This window comes from Micrococcus sp. FDAARGOS_333 (genome assembly GCF_002206575.2).
Lineage (GTDB): Bacteria > Actinomycetota > Actinomycetes > Actinomycetales > Micrococcaceae > Micrococcus > Micrococcus lylae.
The window spans coordinates 2,788,995-2,807,121 of the sequence record NZ_NJFJ02000001.1 but is presented as its reverse complement, the minus strand read 5'-3'; the positions used below and the strand labels follow the sequence as shown (position 1 = coordinate 2,807,121).

Genomic DNA, 18,127 nt, shown 5'->3' with positions numbered 1-18,127 from the left:
GCGTGCCCGGCTCCGCAACAACCACGGAGCAAACAGTGCCTACCTATCAAGGTGGCCGTCATGAGCACGGCCAGAACTTCCTGACTGACCCATCCACCGTCACCACGATCACCCGGCTCGTGTCCGCCACCGAGGGCCCGATCATCGAGATCGGCCCCGGTGACGGAGCACTCACCTCGCCGTTGGCCCAGCTCGGGCGACCGGTCACAGCCGTCGAGATCGACACCCGGCTCGCCCGACGCTTGGCCCAACGGCTCCCGTCGCACGTGGAGGTCGTCGCCGATGACTTCTTGACCTACCGGCTTCCCACGTCTGCGCATGTGCTCGTCGGCAACCTGCCGTTTCACCAGACCACGGCAATGCTGCGACGCATCCTGCACGCCCCGGCATGGACCGATGCCATTGTGCTCGTGCAATGGGAAGTTGCGCGGCGCAGAGCGGGCGTTGGCGGTGCCACGATGATGACCGCGCAATGGGCGCCCTGGTTCACCTTCACGTTGCACAGTCGTGTTCCCGCTCGCGCGTTCACCCCGCGTCCGGGAGTCGACGGCGGAATCCTCACCATTCACCGTCGCGAACATCCGCTGCTGTCGCCGGCAGGGCGACGCCAGTTCCATGCCCTGGTCCACCGCGTCTACACCGGTCCCGGACGTGGGCTGGCCCAGATCCTCGCGCGCAACACCTCGCTCGGCTCGCCACAGGCGGCACAGGCGTGGCTGACACGCCAGGGCGTGAACGCTGCCGGACTGCCGAAGGACCTGCCCGTCGAGGCATGGGTGGACTTGTTCAAGACCACGGGCTCCTCGCCACCGTCCCGCCGCACGCAGTCGTCCTCAGGAAGGCGGCGGCGATGAGCATCGACCCCTCGTGGCGAGTCTGCCCGGACGAGACCACCCCCAGCCATGCTTGCCCGACTGAGACAGCCGTACACCATGCAGCACGGCTCCTCGCTCAAGACCCCGGACGGGATTGGCGACTTCGTGACCTTGCCGACCTCGTGCACCTGTCTACGTCACAATTGGGCAGGGCCTTCAGCCAACGTTTCGGGATGCCTCCCATCCAGTACCTGGCTCACCTTCGCGCCCACATACTGGCCGAGCTCCTGATAGAGACTGATCTTCCGATCGGTGTCGCCATGACACAGGTCGGGTGGCGCAGCCGCGGCCACGCCGCACGACAGTTCACCGCCATCGTCGGGGTCAGCCCATCCGCGTATCGACGTACCGCGACCCAACGAGCAAGCCTGAAATGCCCGTGCTGTGGACAGCGAAGCGAGTTGCCCCGATGACGGCCACAGAGCACTCTGGCCTCGGCCCTACCAGGACAGAGATCCGTGACACGGTCATTCGGATGCGAGCTGATCTCGCTCACCGGTGGACCTTGGCCGAACTCGCACAGGATGCCCATCTGTCGCCGTCGCGGCTCGGGGGGCGCTTGACCCCTGATCTTGGACACGCTGATTCCAGCACGATGATGGGGAAGCGAGAATCCAAGGGATGGCTAGGAAGAACTACACGGACGGGTTCCGGCAGCGGGCGGTGGACTTGTACGAGTCGACGCCCGGTGCGACGTTGAATGGCATCGCGGCGGACCTCGGGATCTCCCGCGGTGCGCTGCGGGAGTGGGTCGAAAAGCACGGCTCGGGCACGACGACCGCCGGCACCATGTCGCCGCCCACGTCGGGGCGGTCGGAGTCGCAGGCGGCGAGGATCGTGCGGCTGGAGGCGGAACTGGCGGCGTCGAAGGCGGAGAAGCTGAAGCTCGAGACGGAGCGGGACATCCTCCGTCAGGCGGCGAAGTATTTCGCCGGGGAGACGAACTGGTGAACCGCTTCCAGTTCGTCGAGGACCACAAGGACGCCTACGGCGTGAAGCGGTTGTGCGAGATCGTCGAGATCGCGAGGTCGTCGTTCTACGCCTGGCTCGCGGCGGCTCCGGGACGGGCGGCGAGAGCGGCCGAAGATACAGCCCTCGCCGCACGGATCAGGGTGCTGCAGGACCCCGCCCAGGGCGGCGACCGCGCCTACGGGGCACCCCGGATCACCGCCGACCTCAACGACGGCGTCACCACCGCCGCCGAGCGGGTGAATCACAAGCGCGTCGCCCGCGTGATGCGTGAGCACCAGCTGGTGGGGATCCGGCTGCGACGCCGGGTGAAGACCACGATCCCGGACCAGTCCGGGAGGAAGTTCCCCGACCTGATCGGCCGGGACTTCTCGATCGGGGAGCCGAACCGCCGGTACGTCGGCGATATCACCTACCTCCCGATCGCAGACGGGTCGAACCTGTATCTCGCGACGTGCATCGACCTCGGCTCCCGCAAGCTCGCGGGCTGGCAGGTCGCCGACCACATGCGCACCGAACTCGTCGAGGACGCACTCCGCGCCGCGGCCCGCGACCGCGGCAGTCTCGCCGGCGCCGTGTTTCACAGCGACCACGGCAGCGTCTACGCCTCGAAGGCCTACGCGGCCCTCTGCGAGCAGCTCACCGTCGTCCAGTCCATGGGTGCGGTGGGCACGAGTGCCGACAACTCACTCGCGGAGAGTTTCAACGCCGCGCTCAAGCGGGAGCTTCTCGAGGGCCGGGCCGCATTTCCAGATCAGGCCACGGCCTACCGGGCCGTGTTCCGATGGGCGAACCGCTACAACACCCGCCGACGCCACTCCACGATCGGCCAGGTGAGCCCAAATAGCTACGAGAACGCCTACGACACCGCGAGGTCAGCTACCCTCACGGAAGCGGCATAACCGAACCGACACCGTGTCCACGATCAAGGGGCAAGGCCCGATCCAGCCGGGAAGGGCATCTCGGCGTTCGGTCTCACTGGTGTAGAACCGGGCGTAGGCCCATCCGTCGGCCAGGGTGCATCAGTCCCTCTTGCGTGTGCGGCGGGTGTACACGCACTCGATCGAGGTTGGCAGAACTACCATCGAACGCGAGCGTGTAGACCGGCAGTCACATGGAAAGTGGAGCGCGAAACCCAGGGTGCTTCACTCGGCGGGACGGATAACGTCCTGACCGTCCTCCACGGCCGCCGTGAGGTCGTTGACGAACTCGCCCGGAACCATCTCGATCGCCAGGCAGCCGTTCGGTGTCACGGTGCTGTGGGTGACCGACATCGTCGTGGCGGGGCCGGCGTCCGAGAACACCCCCGAGCCGCTGCCGACGACCACAGGGGCCACCACGAAGCGGTAGAGGTCGACCAGGCCGGCGTCGTGCAGGGTGCGGGCGAGCTTCACCGAGCCGTGCACCTGCAACTCACTCTCGGCGTCGGAAGCCTTCAGCTCGCGGATTCGCTCAAGGAAGTCCTCGCCCAGCACCGTGGTGGAGTCGGCCCAGGCGTCCGTCGCCAGCTCGGAGGAGGTGACCACATACTTGGGAGCGCGGTTGATCACCGCGGCGACCGGGTCGCTCGGGTCGGTGACCTGCGGCCAGTGCGCGGCGAAGGTGTCGTACGTGCGGCGTCCGAGCAGCAGTGCGCCGCAGTGCTCGAACCAGCCGTTCACGGCCTCGCCGACACCCTCGTCGAAGACCGGCATGAGCCAGCCGCCGTTGGTGAACCCGTCGCGTGGGTCCTCGTGGGCCGAGCCGGGCCCCTGTGATACGCCGTCGAAGGTGCGGAACAGGTTGATGCTGAGCTTCATGTCGATTCTCCTTGGATGATGGTCGGGTCGAGCGGGACGTGGAAGGCCCGCGGGAACAGGTCGAACAGCTCGCGGGAGCCGTCGAAGGCCAGGGCGCCGGTGGCCAGCGCCTCAGACGGGGAAAGTGTGCCTGCCAGGATGTGGCGCATGGCGGGGCCGGTGGTGATGGTCAGGTCGATGGGGCCATCGGGGATGCCTGCGCCGACGGCGACCCCGTCGGGGGTGGTGCGGGCCCACGCCAGTACCGGCCCGGCGGCGACCCGGATGGTCACCTCGTCGGGGATTACGCCCGGCCGGTAGGCCGACCGCAGGGCGCCGGCCAGCGATGATGACGTCATGACGTCATGCGTGCCGGGGTCGGCCATGCGGCGTGCGCCCCAGCGCCCGAGCGCGTCGAGGATCGGGGTGAGGTCGCGTCCATGGTCGGTCATCGCGTATACCAGCCCACGTCGCCCCAACGGAGGGGCTTGACGCTCGATGATGCCGTGCTCCTCCAACTCGCGTAGTCGGGTGGTCAGGACCGTCGTGGGGATACCGGGGAGCCCTTTCTGCAAGTCCCCGAACCGGCGCGGCCCGAGCGAGAGGTCGCGCAGCACGAGGAGGGCCCACCGCTCTCCTAGAACGGACGCCGCCTTGGCGAGTCCGCAGAACTGCCCGTAGTCTTTGCTCACGACTCCACAATACGAAGGACCATTCGGAAAAGCAAGTAATTGGTGTCTTGGGGTCCGCACGGGGCTGTTGCACGTCGGGGGTCATGGCACACGTGCGAGCAGATCTGCGAGAGCCTGGCTGCGCGTGCTGGAACATGCTGAGAGCTGGTGGTCGGCGATCGGGTCGCCCTGCGATTGGATGTGGGCTGACCCCGTTTTTTAGGTCCGGTGGTTCTGGGAGTCGTCCTGTCGCCCGTGGTTGAGGGCAGGGAGACTGGTCAGATCATGTCGAACAGCAGGAAGCGTCACACCCCGGAGCAGGTCGTCCGCAAGCTCGGGCAGGCCGACAGGATGCTCGCCGACGGCAGCGACATCGCCGCGGTGTGTCGGGAGCTTGGGATATCCGAGCAGACGTATTACCGGTGGCGTAATCAGTACGGCGGACTGAAGGCCGACGACGCGAAGCGCCTCAGGGAGCTGGAGAAGCAGAACGCCACGCTCAAGCGGTTGCTGGCCGAAGCGGAGCTGGAGAAGGCTGCGCTCAAGGAGCTGGCCGAGGGAAACTTCTAGGCCCGGGCAGGCGCCGCGCCGCCGTCTCGCACCTGATCAGGACACTGCAGGTGAGCGAGCGGATGGCGTGCCGTCTGGCCGGGCTGAGCAGGTCCGCGTACCGTCGCCCGCTCAAGGGCGACACGGTCGCCGACCCTGATCGCGCGTTGCGAGACTGGCTGCGCGCGTGGGCGAAGAAGCATCCCCGCTACGGGTACCGGCGGGCGTATCACGACGCCCGGGGTGAGGGCCGGGCGGTCAACCACAAGAAGATCCAACGCCTCTGGCGAGCCGAAGGCCTCCGCGTCCCGCAGCGGCGACGCCGCAAGCGTGTCGGATCCTCGACCGTCGACGCCCCGGCGGCAGTCGCACCGAACCTCGTATGGGCGGTGGACTTCCAGTTCGACGCCGACGAGCGGGGCTGCCCGATCAAGATCTGCTCCATCGTCGACGAGCACACCCGCGAATGCATCGGCGGGCTCGTGGAGCGGTCGATCACCGCCGACCGGCTCACCGCCCACCTCGAAGAGCTCGTCGCCGTCCGCGGTGCACCGGGTGTGCTCCGCAGCGACAACGGGCCCGAGTTCATCAGCGACGCGATGGCCGACTGGGCGGGTACCCGCACCGGCCTGTTCTACATTCCGCCCGGCTCGCCCTGGCACAACGGATACGTCGAATCGTTCAACAGCCGCCTCCGCGACGAGTGCCTCAACATCAACAGCTTCTACTCACTGCTGCACGCCCAGGTCGTGATCGGCGACTGGAAGACCGAGTACAACCATCTGCGTCGGCACTCATCGCTCGGCTACCTACCCCCGGCCGAGTACGCTCGGCAGTGCACCCATCAAATCGAAACCGACGACTCACAGAGCGACCGGACCGAATGAAGGGGGCGGCCCAGAATGCCCCGTGAGGGGCGCGGCGGAGGCGAGTGCCGTCGTCGGGAATGAGGCGGTGAGCCTCAGCGCTTCCGGTACAGGCCCTTCTTGTGGAACACCGGCTCGGACGTGACCAGCATGCCGAGCGAGCGGAAGATGCCCTCGTCCACGCTGCCCAGGATGGTGGTGGTGTGGACGTCGCAGCCGTCCAGCTCGCCCAGCTTGTCCAGGGCGCGGCGGGCACGCTCGTCCGTGGCCGCCGAGACGGACAGCGCGATGAGGACCTCATCCGTGTGCAGGCGGGGGTTCGACGAGCCCAGGTGGCGGACCTTCACCTCCGTGATCGGTTCGATGGCCGCGGCGGCGAGCAGCGAGACGTCGTCCGCGATGCCCGCCAGGTGCTTCAGCGCGTTCAGCAGCATGGCGGCCGAGCAGCCGAGCAGCGGGGAGGTCTTGCCGGTGACGAGCGTGCCGTCCGCGAGCTGCAGGGCCGAGCCGGGCTCGCCGGTGCGGGCCTGGACGGCCAGGGCGGCGTCCACCACGGGGCGGTCCGCGGAGGACAGGCCCAGACGGGACATCACCAGGGCGATGCGCTCGGAGACCTCGTCGTCGTCCCCGGCGATCGCCTCGGCCACCACAGCCCTGTAGTAGCGGCGGATGACCTCCTGCTCGGAGGCGGCGCGGCAGGCCTCGTCGTCCACGATCGCGCGGCCGGCCATGTTCACGCCCATGTCCGTGGGGGACTTGTACGGGCAGGAGCCGGTGAGCTTCTCCAGCAGCGCCGCCAGCAGCGGGAAGACCTCCACGTCACGGTTGTACGAGGTGACCTGCTCGCCGTAGGCGGCCAGGTGGAACGGGTCCAGGAGATTGATGTCGTCCAGGTCCGCCGTGGCGGCCTCATAGGCCACGTTCACCGGGTGCTCCAGCGGCAGGTCCCAGATGGGGAACGTCTCGAACTTCGCGTAGCCCGAGTGGATGCCCCGGGCGTGGTCATGGAACACCTGGGACAGGCAGGTGGCGAGCTTGCCCGAGCCCGGGCCGGGAGCCGTGACCACCACGAGGTCACGCGAGGTCTCCGAGTACTCGTTCCGGCCGAAGCCCTCCTCCGAGACGATCCGCGCCGTGTTCTGCGGATAGCCCGGGATGATGCGGTGACGGGCGACCTTCATGCCCAGCCGCTCCAGCCGCTCCAGGAAGGCGACCGCCCGGTGGTTCGAGTCCTCCAGCTGCGTCACCACCACGTGCTCCACCAGGAAGCCGCGCTCACGGAAGACGTCCACGAGGCGCAGCACGTCGTCCTCATAGGTGATGCCGAGATCCGCGCGGACCTTGTTCCGCTGCAGGTCCTTCGCGTTGAAGCAGACCAGGATCTCCGTCTCGTCCTTCAGCTGCTCGAGCATCGCGATCTTGTTGTCCGGCGTGAAGCCGGGCAGGACGCGGGAGGCGTGCAGGTCGTCGAACAGCTTGCCGCCCATCTCCAGGTACAGCTTGCCGCCGATCTGCTCGCGGCGGGCCTGGATGTGCCTGGACTGCAGCTCGATGTACTTCTCGCGGTCGAAGCCGACGCGCCGGTACGCCGGGGGCGTGGGCGCGGCCTGCGGGGCGGCGGGGGCGGAGGCGAGGTGATCAGACGAGCCGGTCATGGGACATCAGGCTAGTCCACGGTCCGGACACGGCGGGGCTGTGCGGGGCCGGGTGGGGCGTCCGCGCGGGGCGTGCGTGTGGGGCACGCGATCAGCGGAAGCGGGACGTCTGCGCGGGGCGTGCGATCAGCGGGAGTCCAGAAGCGCCAGGTGGGCGTCCGTCGCCTCGTCCACGTGCCCGGCCACGTCCTCATGGGAGGCGAGCCACTTCCGCACGTACGGGCAGACCGGGACGATCCGGAACCCCTGGCGGACACTGTCCGTCAGGGCCTCGCGGACGAGGATGGAGGCGAGGCCGTGGCCGCCCCACTCCTGGCCGACCTCGGTGTGCGGGAAGATCCGCTGGCGAGTGCCGTCCTCGGCGGTGTGCTCCACGAACTCGGTGAAGCCGGCCGCGTCACCGGAGCCGTCCGCATGGATCGCGTAGCGGTCCTGCGCCTCCCGCACCTGCGGCTGGTCGACGGTCGGGGTGGTCTCGGTCATGTCGTGCTCCTTCGTTCGTGGGGGTGCGGGTGGCGGGGACTGTCAGGGTGAGGCGGAAGACGGGGGTGAGTGCCGTCGTCGGGGGTGTGCTCCGCGAACGCGGTGCGGTCTGGCCCGCTGCGGACCCGGCGCGGACTCAGCCGCGGGGGCGCATCCGGGTGTTCGGCAGGGCCGGGGCCGGGAGCGGAGCCTTCGGGTCCGGCGGGAACAGGCCGAACTGCGGGAACCGGCGGCCGTCCGCATAGCCCGGCTCGTCCAAGGCCTCGACGTCCGCCTCGACCACCTCTCGACCGAGCGGCTCGCCGTCCCCGGCGGTGTCCAGCGGCGACTCCCCGTCCGGGGCCTCGAAGCCCATCTCCTGCTGGTAGGCGGCCCGCCACGTGACGATCTCGTCATGGCTGCGGCCCACGAAGTTCCACCACATGATGATCTGCTCACCCAGCGGCTCCCCGCCGATCAGCAGCGCGATCACCGGCTCGTCCCCGGCCCGCAGCGTCAACCGGGTGGACCCGGTCTCCACCACACCCAGGTGTCCCGGGCGGACCTCCACACCCTGCAGGTGCACCGTGCCGCCCGCGGCCAGCACGCCGTGCTCATGGCCGGCGGGCACGTCCAGCACCACCTCGGCGCCCGGCTCCATGCGGAACTCGGCGCCGGTGAGCGGGATGTAGGTGGGCACCGGGGAGCGCTGCCCCAGCAGCTCGCCGAGGAACACGCGGGCGGTCCACCCGTCGTCGGACACCGGCTCCGGACGGTGCGAGTGCAGGTCCGGCGTCGAGAAGCGGTGGGCGTCCGGCAGGGCGTACCAGAGCTGCGCGCCGTGCAGCACGGAGGTGCCGGCGGTCGAGTACTCCGTGTGCGTGATGCCGGTGCCGGCGTTCATCAGGTTGACCTCGCCCGGGCGCACCAGCGCCTGGTGCCCGGCGGAGTCCACATGGTCGATCTGCCCCTCGAACAGCCAGGACACGGTGGCCAGGCCCGTATGCGGGTGGCGGGGGACGTCCATGCCGCCGGTCCGGGAGACGTCGTCCGGGCCGTAGAAGTCCAGGAAGCACCAGGCACCCACGAGGCTGCGGGCCCGCTGGGGCAGCGTGCGCTGCACGTTCATGGCGCGCGGGCCTCCCAGGGGCACGTCGCGCGGCTCCAGGATCTCCACCACGCAGCCGTCCTCGCCCGGTGCCGGCTCGACGCCGTCGCTCAGGCCCTCGGTGAACCGCGCAGGCGCATGCCGGCCCGGCGTGCAGACCTTCTCGTCCGGATCCCTCTCCACGTTGGACATGGTCCTCACTCCTCTTCCGGTGTGCTCGGCATGGTCGGTGTGCCCTGCCCTGTCAGCCTGGCCGCGTCGCCACCGCAGTGCAACGGCGGGGGACCGCGGCGATCAGCGATCCTGGTCCGAGTCCTCGTCCCGCTTCACCCAGTCGTCCTCCGGGGCGTCGTAGGAGCGGGTCCAGCCGGTCCGCGGATCGGTGACGTCCATGATGCCCGTCGCGGGGTCCAGGCGGGCGACCTGGCCGGAGGCACGGTCGATCACCGTGATGGTCTCGGTCTGCGGGTCGTAGTCCTCCACCTGCACGCGGGAGGCATAGGCGTCCGAGGTGACCGAGAGGTCCATGTCCGAGTCCCAGCCGTCCCAGCCGTCCTCGCCCACCAGGTGCGAGTCCGCGTGGACCTCACGGCGGTCGGCCTGGCCGTCCCGGTCGCCGGAGGCCGGGGTGCCGGCGGCAGCGGCGCCGCCCACCATCGGGACCGAGCCGGTGCGCGGGCCGACGCTCGGGACGGACCCGGAGTGGGGCCCCACAGCCGGCAGGGGACCGGTGCGCGGGCGCGGGTCCTGGCCGGCCGGCGGGACCACCGGGATGTCACGGGTGTAGACGTCCCCGTCCGCGTCGTAGTGGAAGCCCTCCGGGGCGGACGCCTCACGCGCGGCCAGCTCCTCGGCGTCCTCCTTCGCCAGCGGGCCGTAGGCGCGGCGGCCCAGGCGGGTGCGGCGGCGGGCCGCCTCCTGGGCCTGCACAGCGGCGGCGCGCAGGCGGTCGATGGAGTCGCGGTCCATGGAGATGTCCGCACCGGGCAGACGCCACTGGTAGCGGTAGCCGAGCATGCGGATGGTGAAGATCAGCACGGCGATCAGGAAGCCCGTCACCACGTTCAGCAGCCCCTGCAGGCCCACGAGCACGGACACGATCGCGCCCACGACCGTCGGCATCGCGTAGACGCCGCGCGGGTCGAACAGGGAGGGGACCTCGTTCGCCACGATGTCCCGGAGCATGCCGCCGCCGAGCGCCGTGACGGTCGCGATCACCACGCACGCCACCGGATTGGCGCCGTGCTCGAGGGCGATCATCGCGCCGGTCACCGTGAACAGGGCCAGCCCGCCGGCGTCGAACGCGGTGATCGTCAGGTTCAGCCGGTGCGGGGCGATCGCCTTCACGTACACCAGCAGGGACACCAGCAGCGGAGGCGCCAGGTAGATCGGGTTGTCCAGGGAGGCGGGCAGTCCGCGGTCCAGCAGCACGTCACGGGTGACGCCGCCGCCCAGGCCGGCCAGCAGGGACAGGAACACGGAGCCCACGAAGTCGAACCCCTTGCGGGAGGCGAGCAGCGCACCGGAGGTGGCGAAGAAGAACACGCCGATCAGGTCCAGGGCCGTCAGCAGCCACGGCACCTGGTCCAACGCATGCTGCAGCTGCTCCACTCACATCCCCTTCCGGCGCGGTCTCGACTCGGTCAGGCGCCCCGAGAAGACGGCACGGCACCCTCGAGAAGCCAGGGTACGGGGCGGACACAGCCGGTGCGGGGCCCGGGTGGCACGGCTCACTGCGCACACCCGCGCCGTCCGCGCCCTCCGGGCCGGGCGAGCCGTCGGCAGCCTCACGGGCCGCACGGTCCCGGCGCCCCGGTCTCCCAGGACGGCGACGGCCGGCTCAGGCGGGCCGGGAGCCGGAGGCGCGGGGGCCGTCGTCGGGGTTCTCCGACCAGGGGTGCTCCTCGTCTGCGGGAGGGTCTCCCTCCGGGTCCTCGGACTGGTCGCCGGGGACGGCCGGGAGGCTGCCGGTGCCCTCGCGGTCACGGACGTCCTCGATCGGCGGGGTCTGGCCCGGGGTGAGGCGCTGGCGCTGGTAGCGGCCCGTGATCTCCGCGCCCGGGGCGATCCACTGCCGCTTCAGCGACACCAGGCGCAGCGTCAGCACCACGGCCATGATCGGCAGGGAGGACAGCATCGTCAGCCACTCCAGCGCGCCGAGGGTGGCGGTGGCGGCCGCACCGGTCAGCGCGGGGATCGCGTACCAGCCGGGCCCGCCGAAGACCGCGGGCGGCTCCCCGGCGGCGACGTCACGCATCATGCCGCCGCCGATCGACGTGGCGAGGCCGAGCAGGGCCGCCGGCATCGGGTCCAGGCCGCCGAGCAGGGCGATGCGCGTGCCGAGCACGCAGTAGACGGACAGGCCGATCGCGTCGAAGACCATCACCGCGTTCTCGTCCCGCGTGTTCCCCACGAGCCGGAAGAACACCAGCGCCGCCGCCAGCAGGGGCATCAGCAGGTAGATCGGGTTGGTGAACGCCGAGGGGACGTCCGCATTCACGATCAGGTCCCGCACCACGCCGCCGCCGATGCCCACCAGCAGCGCCAGCAGCAGCGAGCCCACCAGGTCGTAGCCCTTGCGGACCGCCAGCACCGCGCCGGAGACCGCGAAGAAGAACACGCCGACCAGGTCCACCGCGGTGATGGCCATCTCCACCACCTCCGCCACTTCGCCGGAGGAGTCCACCGCGGACGGGGCGTCCCGCTCCAGCTCGGCCGGGTCGCGCTCCGGGGGCGCGGTCAGCAGCCAGGTGGGCAGGACAGGGGGAGCCAGGGTCATGCGGAGCTTCCTCGAGACGGTGGGGGAGGGGGCGTCGCCTCGGCCGGCAGGGGATGGGGGACGGCGGCAGTGCCGTTGAGCCGGGCCACGACGACGGCCACTCACCGTACGCCTTCGGCTCCGCCTCCGGGAGGGCCTCACCGCCGGGCGGCCGTGGTGTGATCCGTCACGGCGGGGTGCGGGGAGGGGGTGAACCGGCAGGACCGACGAAAAAGCTCTCGACCGCCCCCATCGGGAGCGGTTTCGAGCAGAATCGTCGGTCCTGCGGGGGAAGGTGGTGAGGGCGAGTGCGGAAGGCGAGGCGCCGTCGTCGGGCAGGCCGTCAGGCGCGCGGCGGGGTGACCCCCATGGAGGTGGGGATGCGGTCGCGCTGGAAGGTGATGTCCGTGTACCCATGGGGCTGCGGGTTGCCGTCCTCGTCCAGGGAGACGAACACGATCTTGTCGATGGTGAGGATGACCTCGCCGGTGATGATGTTGCGGACCTTCGCGTGCATGGTCAGCGACGTGCGGCCGAACTTCACGGCGCGCAGGCCCATCTCGATCATGTCGCCCTGCCGGGCCGAGGACACGAAGTTGATCTCCGAGATCAGCTTCGTCACAGAGCGCGGGTTGCCCATCTGGATGATCGCGTAGATGGCCGACTCCTCGTCGATCCAGCGCAGGAGGGAGCCGCCGAACAGTGTGCCGTTCGCGTTGAGGTCCTCCGGCTTCACCCACTTGCGGGTGCGGAAGATGATGTCCTCGTCGGCCAGGGCGGACGTGTGCGCGGGGGAGGAGGGCTCGGGCGAGGTGGGCTGCGCGGCGGAGGCGGTGGGCTGCTCGGCGTTCATGGCACCAGGGTAGTCTCCCGTGCTGACCGATCGGTCGGTATTTCATGGGTCGCGGCGCCGGTGCATGCGCCGGTGCTGGCGCCTGTGTTGCCGCCGGTGCGCGGAGGATCGACGAAACTTCGGCGGATCGCCTCTGTCTGGTCCGATCCACCGAAGAATCGTCGATCCTGCGGAGGGCGGGGTGCCGGGGCGGGAGGGAACGGGCACCCCACCCCGCCCACGACGACGGCCGGTCGCCTCGCGGGGAGGTGACCGGCCGTCGTCGGGAAGCGTTGAGGGGATCAGGCCTTCGCCGGGCCGTATTCCTTCGCCAGGTCCGCGGCGATGCCCACGTAGGTGGCCGGGCTGAGGTCCATGAGGCGCTGCTCGGCGGCCTCCGGTAGGCCCAGGCCCTGCACGAACTCGCGCATGCGCTCGCCGTCCACGCGGTGGCCGCGGGTCAGCTCCTTCAGGCGCTCGTACGGGTTGTCCATGCCCTCCGTGCCGTTCAGGGCCTCGGCGCGCATCACGGTCTGGACGGCCTCGCCGAGCACCTCCCAGTTGGTGTCCAGGTCCTCGGCAAGCACCGGCTCGGCGACCTTCAGCTGGCCCATGCCCTTGGTGACGTTGGACAGGGCGAGCACCGAGTGGCCCAGGGCCACGCCGATGTTGCGCTGCGAGGTGGAGTCGGTGAGGTCGCGCTGCCAGCGGGACTCCACCAGGGTGGCGCCCAGGGAGTCGAGCAGGGCGCAGGAGAGCTCGAGGTTGGCCTCGGCGTTCTCGAAGCGGATCGGGTTCACCTTGTGCGGCATGGTCGAGGAGCCGGTGGCGCCGGCCACCGGGATCTGCGCGAAGTAGCCGATCGAGATGTAGGACCACACGTCCACGCAGAAGCCGTGGAGGATGCGGTTGAAGCGGGCGACGTCCGCGTACAGCTCGGCCTGCCAGTCGTGGGACTCGATCTGGGTGGTCAGCGGGTTCCACGTCAGGCCCAGGTGCTCCACGAAGGTGCGGGCGACCTCCTGCCAGTCCGCGTCCGGGGCGGCGGCCAGGTGCGCGGCGTAGGTGCCGGTGGCGCCGTTGATCTTGCCCAGGTACTCCTGGCCGGCCACACGCGCGACCTGGCGGCCGAGGCGGTGCACGAAGACCGCCATCTCCTTGCCCAGGGTGGTCGGGGTGGCGGGCTGGCCGTGGGTGCGGGACAGCATGGAGGTGTCCGCGGCGGTGGCGGCCATGGTCGAGATCGCCTCGACGGCCGTGCGGGCGGCGGGCAGCCAGACCTGCTCCACGGCGTCGCGCACGCCTACGGCGTAGGCGAGGTTGTTGATGTCTTCGGAGGTGCAGGCGAAGTGGACCAGCGCGGTCTTGTCCGCCAGGTCGAGGGCCTCGAGGCGGCGGCCGATGAAGTACTCCACGGCCTTCACGTCATGCACGGTGACCTTCTCGATCTCCGCGAGCTCGGTCACCTCCTCCGGGCCGAAGTCCGTGACGATCGCCCGCAGGCCGGCCTTCTGCTCCTCGGTGAGCGGGGACAGGCCCGGCAGGACCGACTTCTCGGACAGGTGGATGAACCACTCCACCTCCACGTGGATGCGGTTGCGGTTCAGCGCCGCCTCGGACAGGTGCTCGACGAGGGGCTCCACCGCGGAACGGTAGCGGCCGTCCAGGGCACCGAGGGCGATGCCGGAGGGCCCCAGCGGGCGGCGGTCAGCGGTCAGGGAGGCAGAGGGCTGGGTGCTCATGCGGCTCATTCTCCCACCACGCGCGCGTGGGTGTGCACATCGGTTCCGTCCACCAGCCGCAGGAATGCGCCGATGAGCGGCAGGTCCACCGGATTCGTGGGCAGGGCGTCCCCCAGGGCGGGGGAGTGCACCAGGTAGGCGGCCCACTGACCGCGGGAGATCGACACGTTCAGGCGGTTGCGGTTCAGCAGGAAGTCGAGCCCGCGCGGGACGTTCTCGGCGCTGGAGGCGGCCATCGTCAGGATCGCGACGGCGGCCTCCCGGCCCTGGAACTTGTCCACCGTCCCGACCGTGGTGTCATGGAACCCGGCCTCGTCCAACGCTGCGCGGACCGTGGCCACCTGCGCGTTGTACGGCGCCACCACGATCACGTCCGTGTCCTCCAGCGGACGGGGGTCGGCCCCGTCCTTCGGCGTCCACTGCTTCCCGACGACGTCCCTCACCAGCTCGACCACCCTCGCCGCCTCCTCGGGCGAGGAGACCGCGTTCCCGTGATGCTCCACGGGGACCACGTGCAGGCCGGGCTCGACGCCGGCGAGGTGCCGGGAGTCGGTGACGTCAATCTGCGAGCCGAGCTCACCGCCGTAGGACAGCGTGGACACGGGTGCGGAGAGTGCGGAGTGCATCCGCCAGGAGGTGTCCAGGAAGAACCCGCGGTCCTCAGGCAGGACGGGACTTCCCTCCATGAGCCAGTCCAGGGCGGCGTCGCCGATGGGCTGCGGGTGTGTCCCCTTGGTGACCTGGGGCAGCTGCTGCGGGTCACCGAGCAGCAGCAGGGTGTCGGCCACCGCGGAGACGGCCAGGGTGTGGGCGAGGGAGAACTGGCCGGCCTCGTCGATCACCAGCAGGTCCAGCGGCGGGTGTCCGTCCTTCGCGAAGGCCCAGGCGGTGCCGCCGATGACGCCTCCCTCTGCGAGGTGCTGGTCCGCGTCGTCCACCCCCACTGCCACCCACGGGTCATCGGGCAGGACGGAGCGGAGACGGGTGGGGACCTTGCCGATGCTCTCCTTGGGGAGGCCGATGTCAGCCAGCTTCTGCAGGAAGTTCTCCACGACGGCATGGGACTGGGCGGTCACGCCGATCCGCCAGCCGCGCTCTGCGAGTGCCTTCACGGCGTGGGAGCCGACGTGGGTCTTGCCGGTGCCGGGAGGTCCTTGGACGGCCACGTAGGAGCCTCGAGCGGACTCGATCGCCTCCACCAGCAGAGGCCACTTGTTCGTGGTGCACCGAGCCTCCGCGGAGATCTCCCCGATCGTCCGTCCGGACGTCGCAGGGGAGCGGCGGGCCAGCACGTCGAAGACCGGGCTGCTGCCGGGGCCGGGCAGGCGCCCCAGGCTCCGGGTGGCCTCGGCGTGCTCGAGGATGCGGACCTGCAGCGCGCCCGTCTGGACGACATCGTGGGCGAAGATCGCCATCGGCAGCTCGTGGGGCGGCGCAGGCTGCGGGTTCTGCGGGGACGGCCTGGCGGAGAAGCGTTCCCGCAGGGTGATGAGCGATGTGCCGTCCGGGAGGTCCTCGATCTGCTCGACCTCCGCGTTCGTCCCGATCCAGCGCTCGGCGTTCGGCTGCAGCTCGGCGCCCGGCGGGAGATCCTCGTAGACGGGCTTCGCCATGGCGCCTTCACTCAGCTCCGTGCCGGGCTCCAACGTGCCGCGGAGCTGCAGCACGCGCTGCTCCGTGCGGGCCCTCGGCGGACGGTGCCAGTCCTCGACGAGCTCCACGACGTCCGCGACGCAGTTCGCCCTCGGATTCTGCCACTCGTCCGGCGGGGACTGGAGGCGGTCGAAGAACGCCCACCACATCGGCTTCTCCTCGCGCTGGTAGAAGCCCAGTGCGGCGGCGAGCAGGGCGATGCCCCGGTCCTCGTCCGAGAGCTGCGCCACAGGCACGCGGACGCCGGTGGCCGGGTCCACCTCGGTGGGCAGCAGGTCCAGGAGGTCGTGCTCGAGCGCCACACTCTCGTCCGGGGCGGTCGGGGCGTCCGGAGCCTGCTCCGGCTCCGCGGTGGGCAGGGCGTCCGCCTGCGATTCCTCCGGCACCTCAGCACCCGACCCCACCTCCGCACCACGGCCCCGCTCGTCCAGCTCCGCGACCTCCGCCAGCAGCCAGTCGCGCAGGCGCACGGTGGAGACGCAGTCGTAGCGGTTGTAGTCGCCGATGCCCGCCAGGACCTGCTCGGCCTCAGCGGCCTTCGCCGCGTCCCCGGCCAGACCGTCCTCATGCAGGAGGCTCCAGCGGTGGTACTCGTTCACCGAGTCGGCGGCGGTGGTCACGCCGTCCTCGGACCGGTGGTCCTGGCCCATGTAGAGCGGCTCGAGCTTCTTGATGGAGTAGCTCGGCACGCCGGCCCGCAGAGCAGATCGCACGGTGGAGTAGAGGTCCACGAACAGGCCGGCGCGCAGCCAGCCGTCCAGGGTGCCCTCGTGCACGCCGTGACGCACGGTGAGGCGCTTGAGTGCGGTGACCTCATAGGGGGCGTAGTGGTAGATCCGCATGCCTGGATGCTCGGCACGGCGGGCCTCCACATACGCCGCGAACTGCTCGAGCGCCGCCTTCTCCTCGGCACGAGAGTGCGCCCACAGCGGGATGAACTCGAACTCGTCGAACCCGGTCTCGGCCGTCGCCCTCCCCGGCACCGGTGCGACCCAGCCGAACAGGTACTCCAGGCCCTCCATCCGACCGTTCGGGGCGGACCACAGGGGATCGCCCTCGAAGTCAAAGAAGATGTCCCCGGCGTCCGGGGCCGGCAGCAGGTCCACGGCGGTGCGGTCCACGATCTCGAACGGCGGCCGGCCGTCCTCGCGCGCCGGCTCCAGCTGCATCCGGGCCTGGGCGCGCAGGCCCTCCCAGGTGCGTCGGGCCATGCCCGCCGGCGGCTCCTCAGAGGCGGCGAACCCGGCCACCGTGGTGATGCCGGCGGCGCGGGCCCGGCCGCGCTGCAGGCGGGTGGCGCCGGCGATCTGCAGGACGTCCACGGTCTCGGCGATCGCCTCTGTGCAGGCCTCGCACTGGCCGCAGATGCTCAGGCCATCCCGGCCCCACGCCACCGGGGACTCCGCCGCCTGATGCTCGGCCAGCAGCGCCTCGAGGCGTGCCCGGCGGCGCCGGTACACCGGGATGATCTCGTCCAGGTCCGCGGTCACCTGGGTGTCGTCCCCGAGCCACAGCATGCCCTCGCTCGAGCGCGGGACACCGAGTCCGTCCAGCAGGTCCGCGTAGGCGGCGATCTGCAGCAGTGCCGTCACGCGCGCGTGCCGGGCCAGCTTGGTGTCCACGACCTGCCAGCGGCCGTCCTCCTGGCGAAGCAGGAAGTCGGCGTAGCCGCCGAGCGCACCATCGTGCAGCAGGGCCTGGAACACGACGTCCGCATCGCCGCGCAGCGCCTCCACCGCCTGCCGGACACCGTCCGAGATGGACGCAGGATTCCACCCTCGGGCGCGTTCCAGCTCCACGACGCGGTCCGCGCCGAGCTCGGCCGTGAAGTCCCGCAGCACCCGCTCCTCATGCGCGTCTCCGAGCCGGGAGACCCGCTCCAGGAAGTCGTCCTCGTCCTGTGGCTTCGGGCGCCGGCCCAGGGCGGGGTCCACCTTCATCGCCAGCCAGCCGTACTCGCAGCCCGAGGCTGCGGTGATGTCCGAGGGGCTGAGCAGGAACTGACCGTCGTGGAGCTTCACCATGGGGCGGCACCTCATCTCGTGGGGGATCGGCGCCGGCGCCCTTGCCGCGGCCGAGGGCCCGCGGCCGAAGCGGGACCCTGTTGCTCCACATCCTAGGAATCCGTCCGGACACGATAGGGCGAGCCGGCCGCCGGAGCCGGCCGGCCGTCGTCGGGAGGGGGTGTGGCACAGTCTCGACCCGCCAC

At 70.5% G+C, this 18,127-nt stretch carries 14 protein-coding genes; 4 read left to right on the top strand and 10 right to left on the bottom strand.

Annotated elements, in window-relative coordinates; all coding sequences use genetic code 11:
* The first annotated feature begins 35 nt into the window (after nt 1–35).
* The 3 genes from erm to CEQ11_RS12475 all read left to right on the top strand — a co-directional run bounded on the left by erm (nt 36) and on the right by CEQ11_RS12475 (nt 2,746).
* Nucleotides 36–854, top strand: coding sequence for a 23S ribosomal RNA methyltransferase Erm (erm, locus tag CEQ11_RS12485; RefSeq protein ID WP_031943903.1), 819 nt, complete (start codon nt 36–38; stop codon nt 852–854).
* Nucleotides 773–1,288 carry a helix-turn-helix transcriptional regulator gene (locus tag CEQ11_RS13505; protein WP_080695892.1) on the top strand — a complete coding sequence of 172 codons (516 nt, stop codon included), beginning with the start codon at nt 773–775 and terminating at the stop codon, nt 1,286–1,288. Before erm ends, CEQ11_RS13505 begins: the two co-directional genes overlap by 82 nt.
* Nucleotides 1,289–1,496: 208 nt before the next feature.
* Nucleotides 1,497–2,746, top strand: a protein-coding gene (locus CEQ11_RS12475; protein ID WP_369804930.1) for an IS3 family transposase whose coding sequence is annotated in 2 segments (ribosomal slippage) — nt 1,497–1,806 and nt 1,806–2,746 — 1,251 coding nt in all. Because the reading frame shifts where the segments join, the coding sequence is not laid out codon by codon here.
* 243 nt (nt 2,747–2,989) lie between these two features.
* Here the strand turns inward: CEQ11_RS12475 and CEQ11_RS12470 are convergent.
* Nucleotides 2,990–3,643, bottom strand: coding sequence for a dihydrofolate reductase family protein (locus CEQ11_RS12470; RefSeq protein ID WP_088477299.1), 654 nt, complete (start codon nt 3,641–3,643; stop codon nt 2,990–2,992).
* Nucleotides 3,640–4,314 carry a helix-turn-helix domain-containing protein gene (locus CEQ11_RS12465; protein ID WP_193763035.1) on the bottom strand — a complete coding sequence of 225 codons (675 nt, stop codon included), beginning with the start codon at nt 4,312–4,314 and terminating at the stop codon, nt 3,640–3,642. The genes CEQ11_RS12470 and CEQ11_RS12465 overlap by 4 nt, the downstream gene beginning before the upstream one ends.
* Before the next feature lie 264 nt (nt 4,315–4,578).
* Here CEQ11_RS12465 and CEQ11_RS12460 point away from each other — a divergent pair.
* Nucleotides 4,579–5,729, top strand: a protein-coding gene (locus CEQ11_RS12460; RefSeq protein WP_088479049.1) for an IS3-like element ISPfr10 family transposase whose coding sequence is annotated in 2 segments (ribosomal slippage) — nt 4,579–4,849 and nt 4,849–5,729 — 1,152 coding nt in all. Because the reading frame shifts where the segments join, the coding sequence is not laid out codon by codon here.
* Between the two features lie 74 nt (nt 5,730–5,803).
* On the opposite strand, the gene CEQ11_RS12455 is transcribed toward CEQ11_RS12460, so the two are convergent.
* The 8 genes from CEQ11_RS12455 to CEQ11_RS12420 all read right to left on the bottom strand — a co-directional run bounded on the left by CEQ11_RS12455 (nt 5,804) and on the right by CEQ11_RS12420 (nt 17,942).
* Nucleotides 5,804–7,363 (bottom strand): DUF1846 domain-containing protein, encoded by a 1,560-nt coding sequence (locus CEQ11_RS12455; protein WP_088478795.1) that lies wholly within the window; start codon nt 7,361–7,363, stop codon nt 5,804–5,806.
* 126 nt (nt 7,364–7,489) lie between these two features.
* Nucleotides 7,490–7,846, bottom strand: coding sequence for a GNAT family N-acetyltransferase (locus tag CEQ11_RS12450; protein WP_088477298.1), 357 nt, complete (start codon nt 7,844–7,846; stop codon nt 7,490–7,492).
* Nucleotides 7,847–7,982: 136 nt separating this feature from the next.
* Nucleotides 7,983–9,125 (bottom strand): pirin family protein, encoded by a 1,143-nt coding sequence (locus CEQ11_RS12445; protein WP_088478794.1) that lies wholly within the window; start codon nt 9,123–9,125, stop codon nt 7,983–7,985.
* Between the two features lie 102 nt (nt 9,126–9,227).
* Nucleotides 9,228–10,544, bottom strand: a complete 1,317-nt coding sequence (locus tag CEQ11_RS13220) for a trimeric intracellular cation channel family protein (RefSeq protein ID WP_088478793.1) — start codon at nt 10,542–10,544, stop codon at nt 9,228–9,230.
* 229 nt (nt 10,545–10,773) lie between these two features.
* Nucleotides 10,774–11,712 (bottom strand): trimeric intracellular cation channel family protein, encoded by a 939-nt coding sequence (locus CEQ11_RS12435; RefSeq protein ID WP_088478792.1) that lies wholly within the window; start codon nt 11,710–11,712, stop codon nt 10,774–10,776.
* 322 nt (nt 11,713–12,034) lie between these two features.
* A complete protein-coding gene (locus tag CEQ11_RS12430) occupies nt 12,035–12,544 on the bottom strand; it encodes an acyl-CoA thioesterase (protein WP_369804929.1) in 510 nt (169 codons plus the stop codon).
* Between the two features lie 281 nt (nt 12,545–12,825).
* Nucleotides 12,826–14,265, bottom strand: coding sequence for an adenylosuccinate lyase (gene purB / locus CEQ11_RS12425; RefSeq protein ID WP_088478791.1), 1,440 nt, complete (start codon nt 14,263–14,265; stop codon nt 12,826–12,828).
* 5 nt (nt 14,266–14,270) lie between these two features.
* Nucleotides 14,271–17,942: a TM0106 family RecB-like putative nuclease gene (locus CEQ11_RS12420; protein ID WP_088478790.1), complete on the bottom strand. Its 3,672-nt coding sequence runs from the start codon at nt 17,940–17,942 to the stop codon at nt 14,271–14,273.
* Nucleotides 17,943–18,127 lie beyond the last annotated feature (185 nt).

Excerpts from the sequence above, each read along its gene's own strand:
- CEQ11_RS12450 (WP_088477298.1), bottom strand. The coding sequence starts at position 7,846 with ATGACCGAGACCACCCCGACCGTCGACCAGCCGCAGGTGCGGGAGGCG.
- CEQ11_RS12420 (WP_088478790.1), bottom strand. The coding sequence starts at position 17,942 with ATGGTGAAGCTCCACGACGGTCAGTTCCTGCTCAGCCCCTCGGACATC.
- CEQ11_RS12430 (WP_369804929.1), bottom strand. The coding sequence starts at position 12,544 with ATGAACGCCGAGCAGCCCACCGCCTCCGCCGCGCAGCCCACCTCGCCC.
- CEQ11_RS13505 (WP_080695892.1), top strand. The coding sequence starts at position 773 with ATGGGTGGACTTGTTCAAGACCACGGGCTCCTCGCCACCGTCCCGCCG.
- CEQ11_RS12470 (WP_088477299.1), bottom strand. The coding sequence starts at position 3,643 with ATGAAGCTCAGCATCAACCTGTTCCGCACCTTCGACGGCGTATCACAG.
- purB (WP_088478791.1), bottom strand. The coding sequence starts at position 14,265 with ATGAGCACCCAGCCCTCTGCCTCCCTGACCGCTGACCGCCGCCCGCTG.
- CEQ11_RS12445 (WP_088478794.1), bottom strand. The coding sequence starts at position 9,125 with ATGTCCAACGTGGAGAGGGATCCGGACGAGAAGGTCTGCACGCCGGGC.
- CEQ11_RS12455 (WP_088478795.1), bottom strand. The coding sequence starts at position 7,363 with ATGACCGGCTCGTCTGATCACCTCGCCTCCGCCCCCGCCGCCCCGCAG.
- CEQ11_RS12435 (WP_088478792.1), bottom strand. The coding sequence starts at position 11,712 with ATGACCCTGGCTCCCCCTGTCCTGCCCACCTGGCTGCTGACCGCGCCC.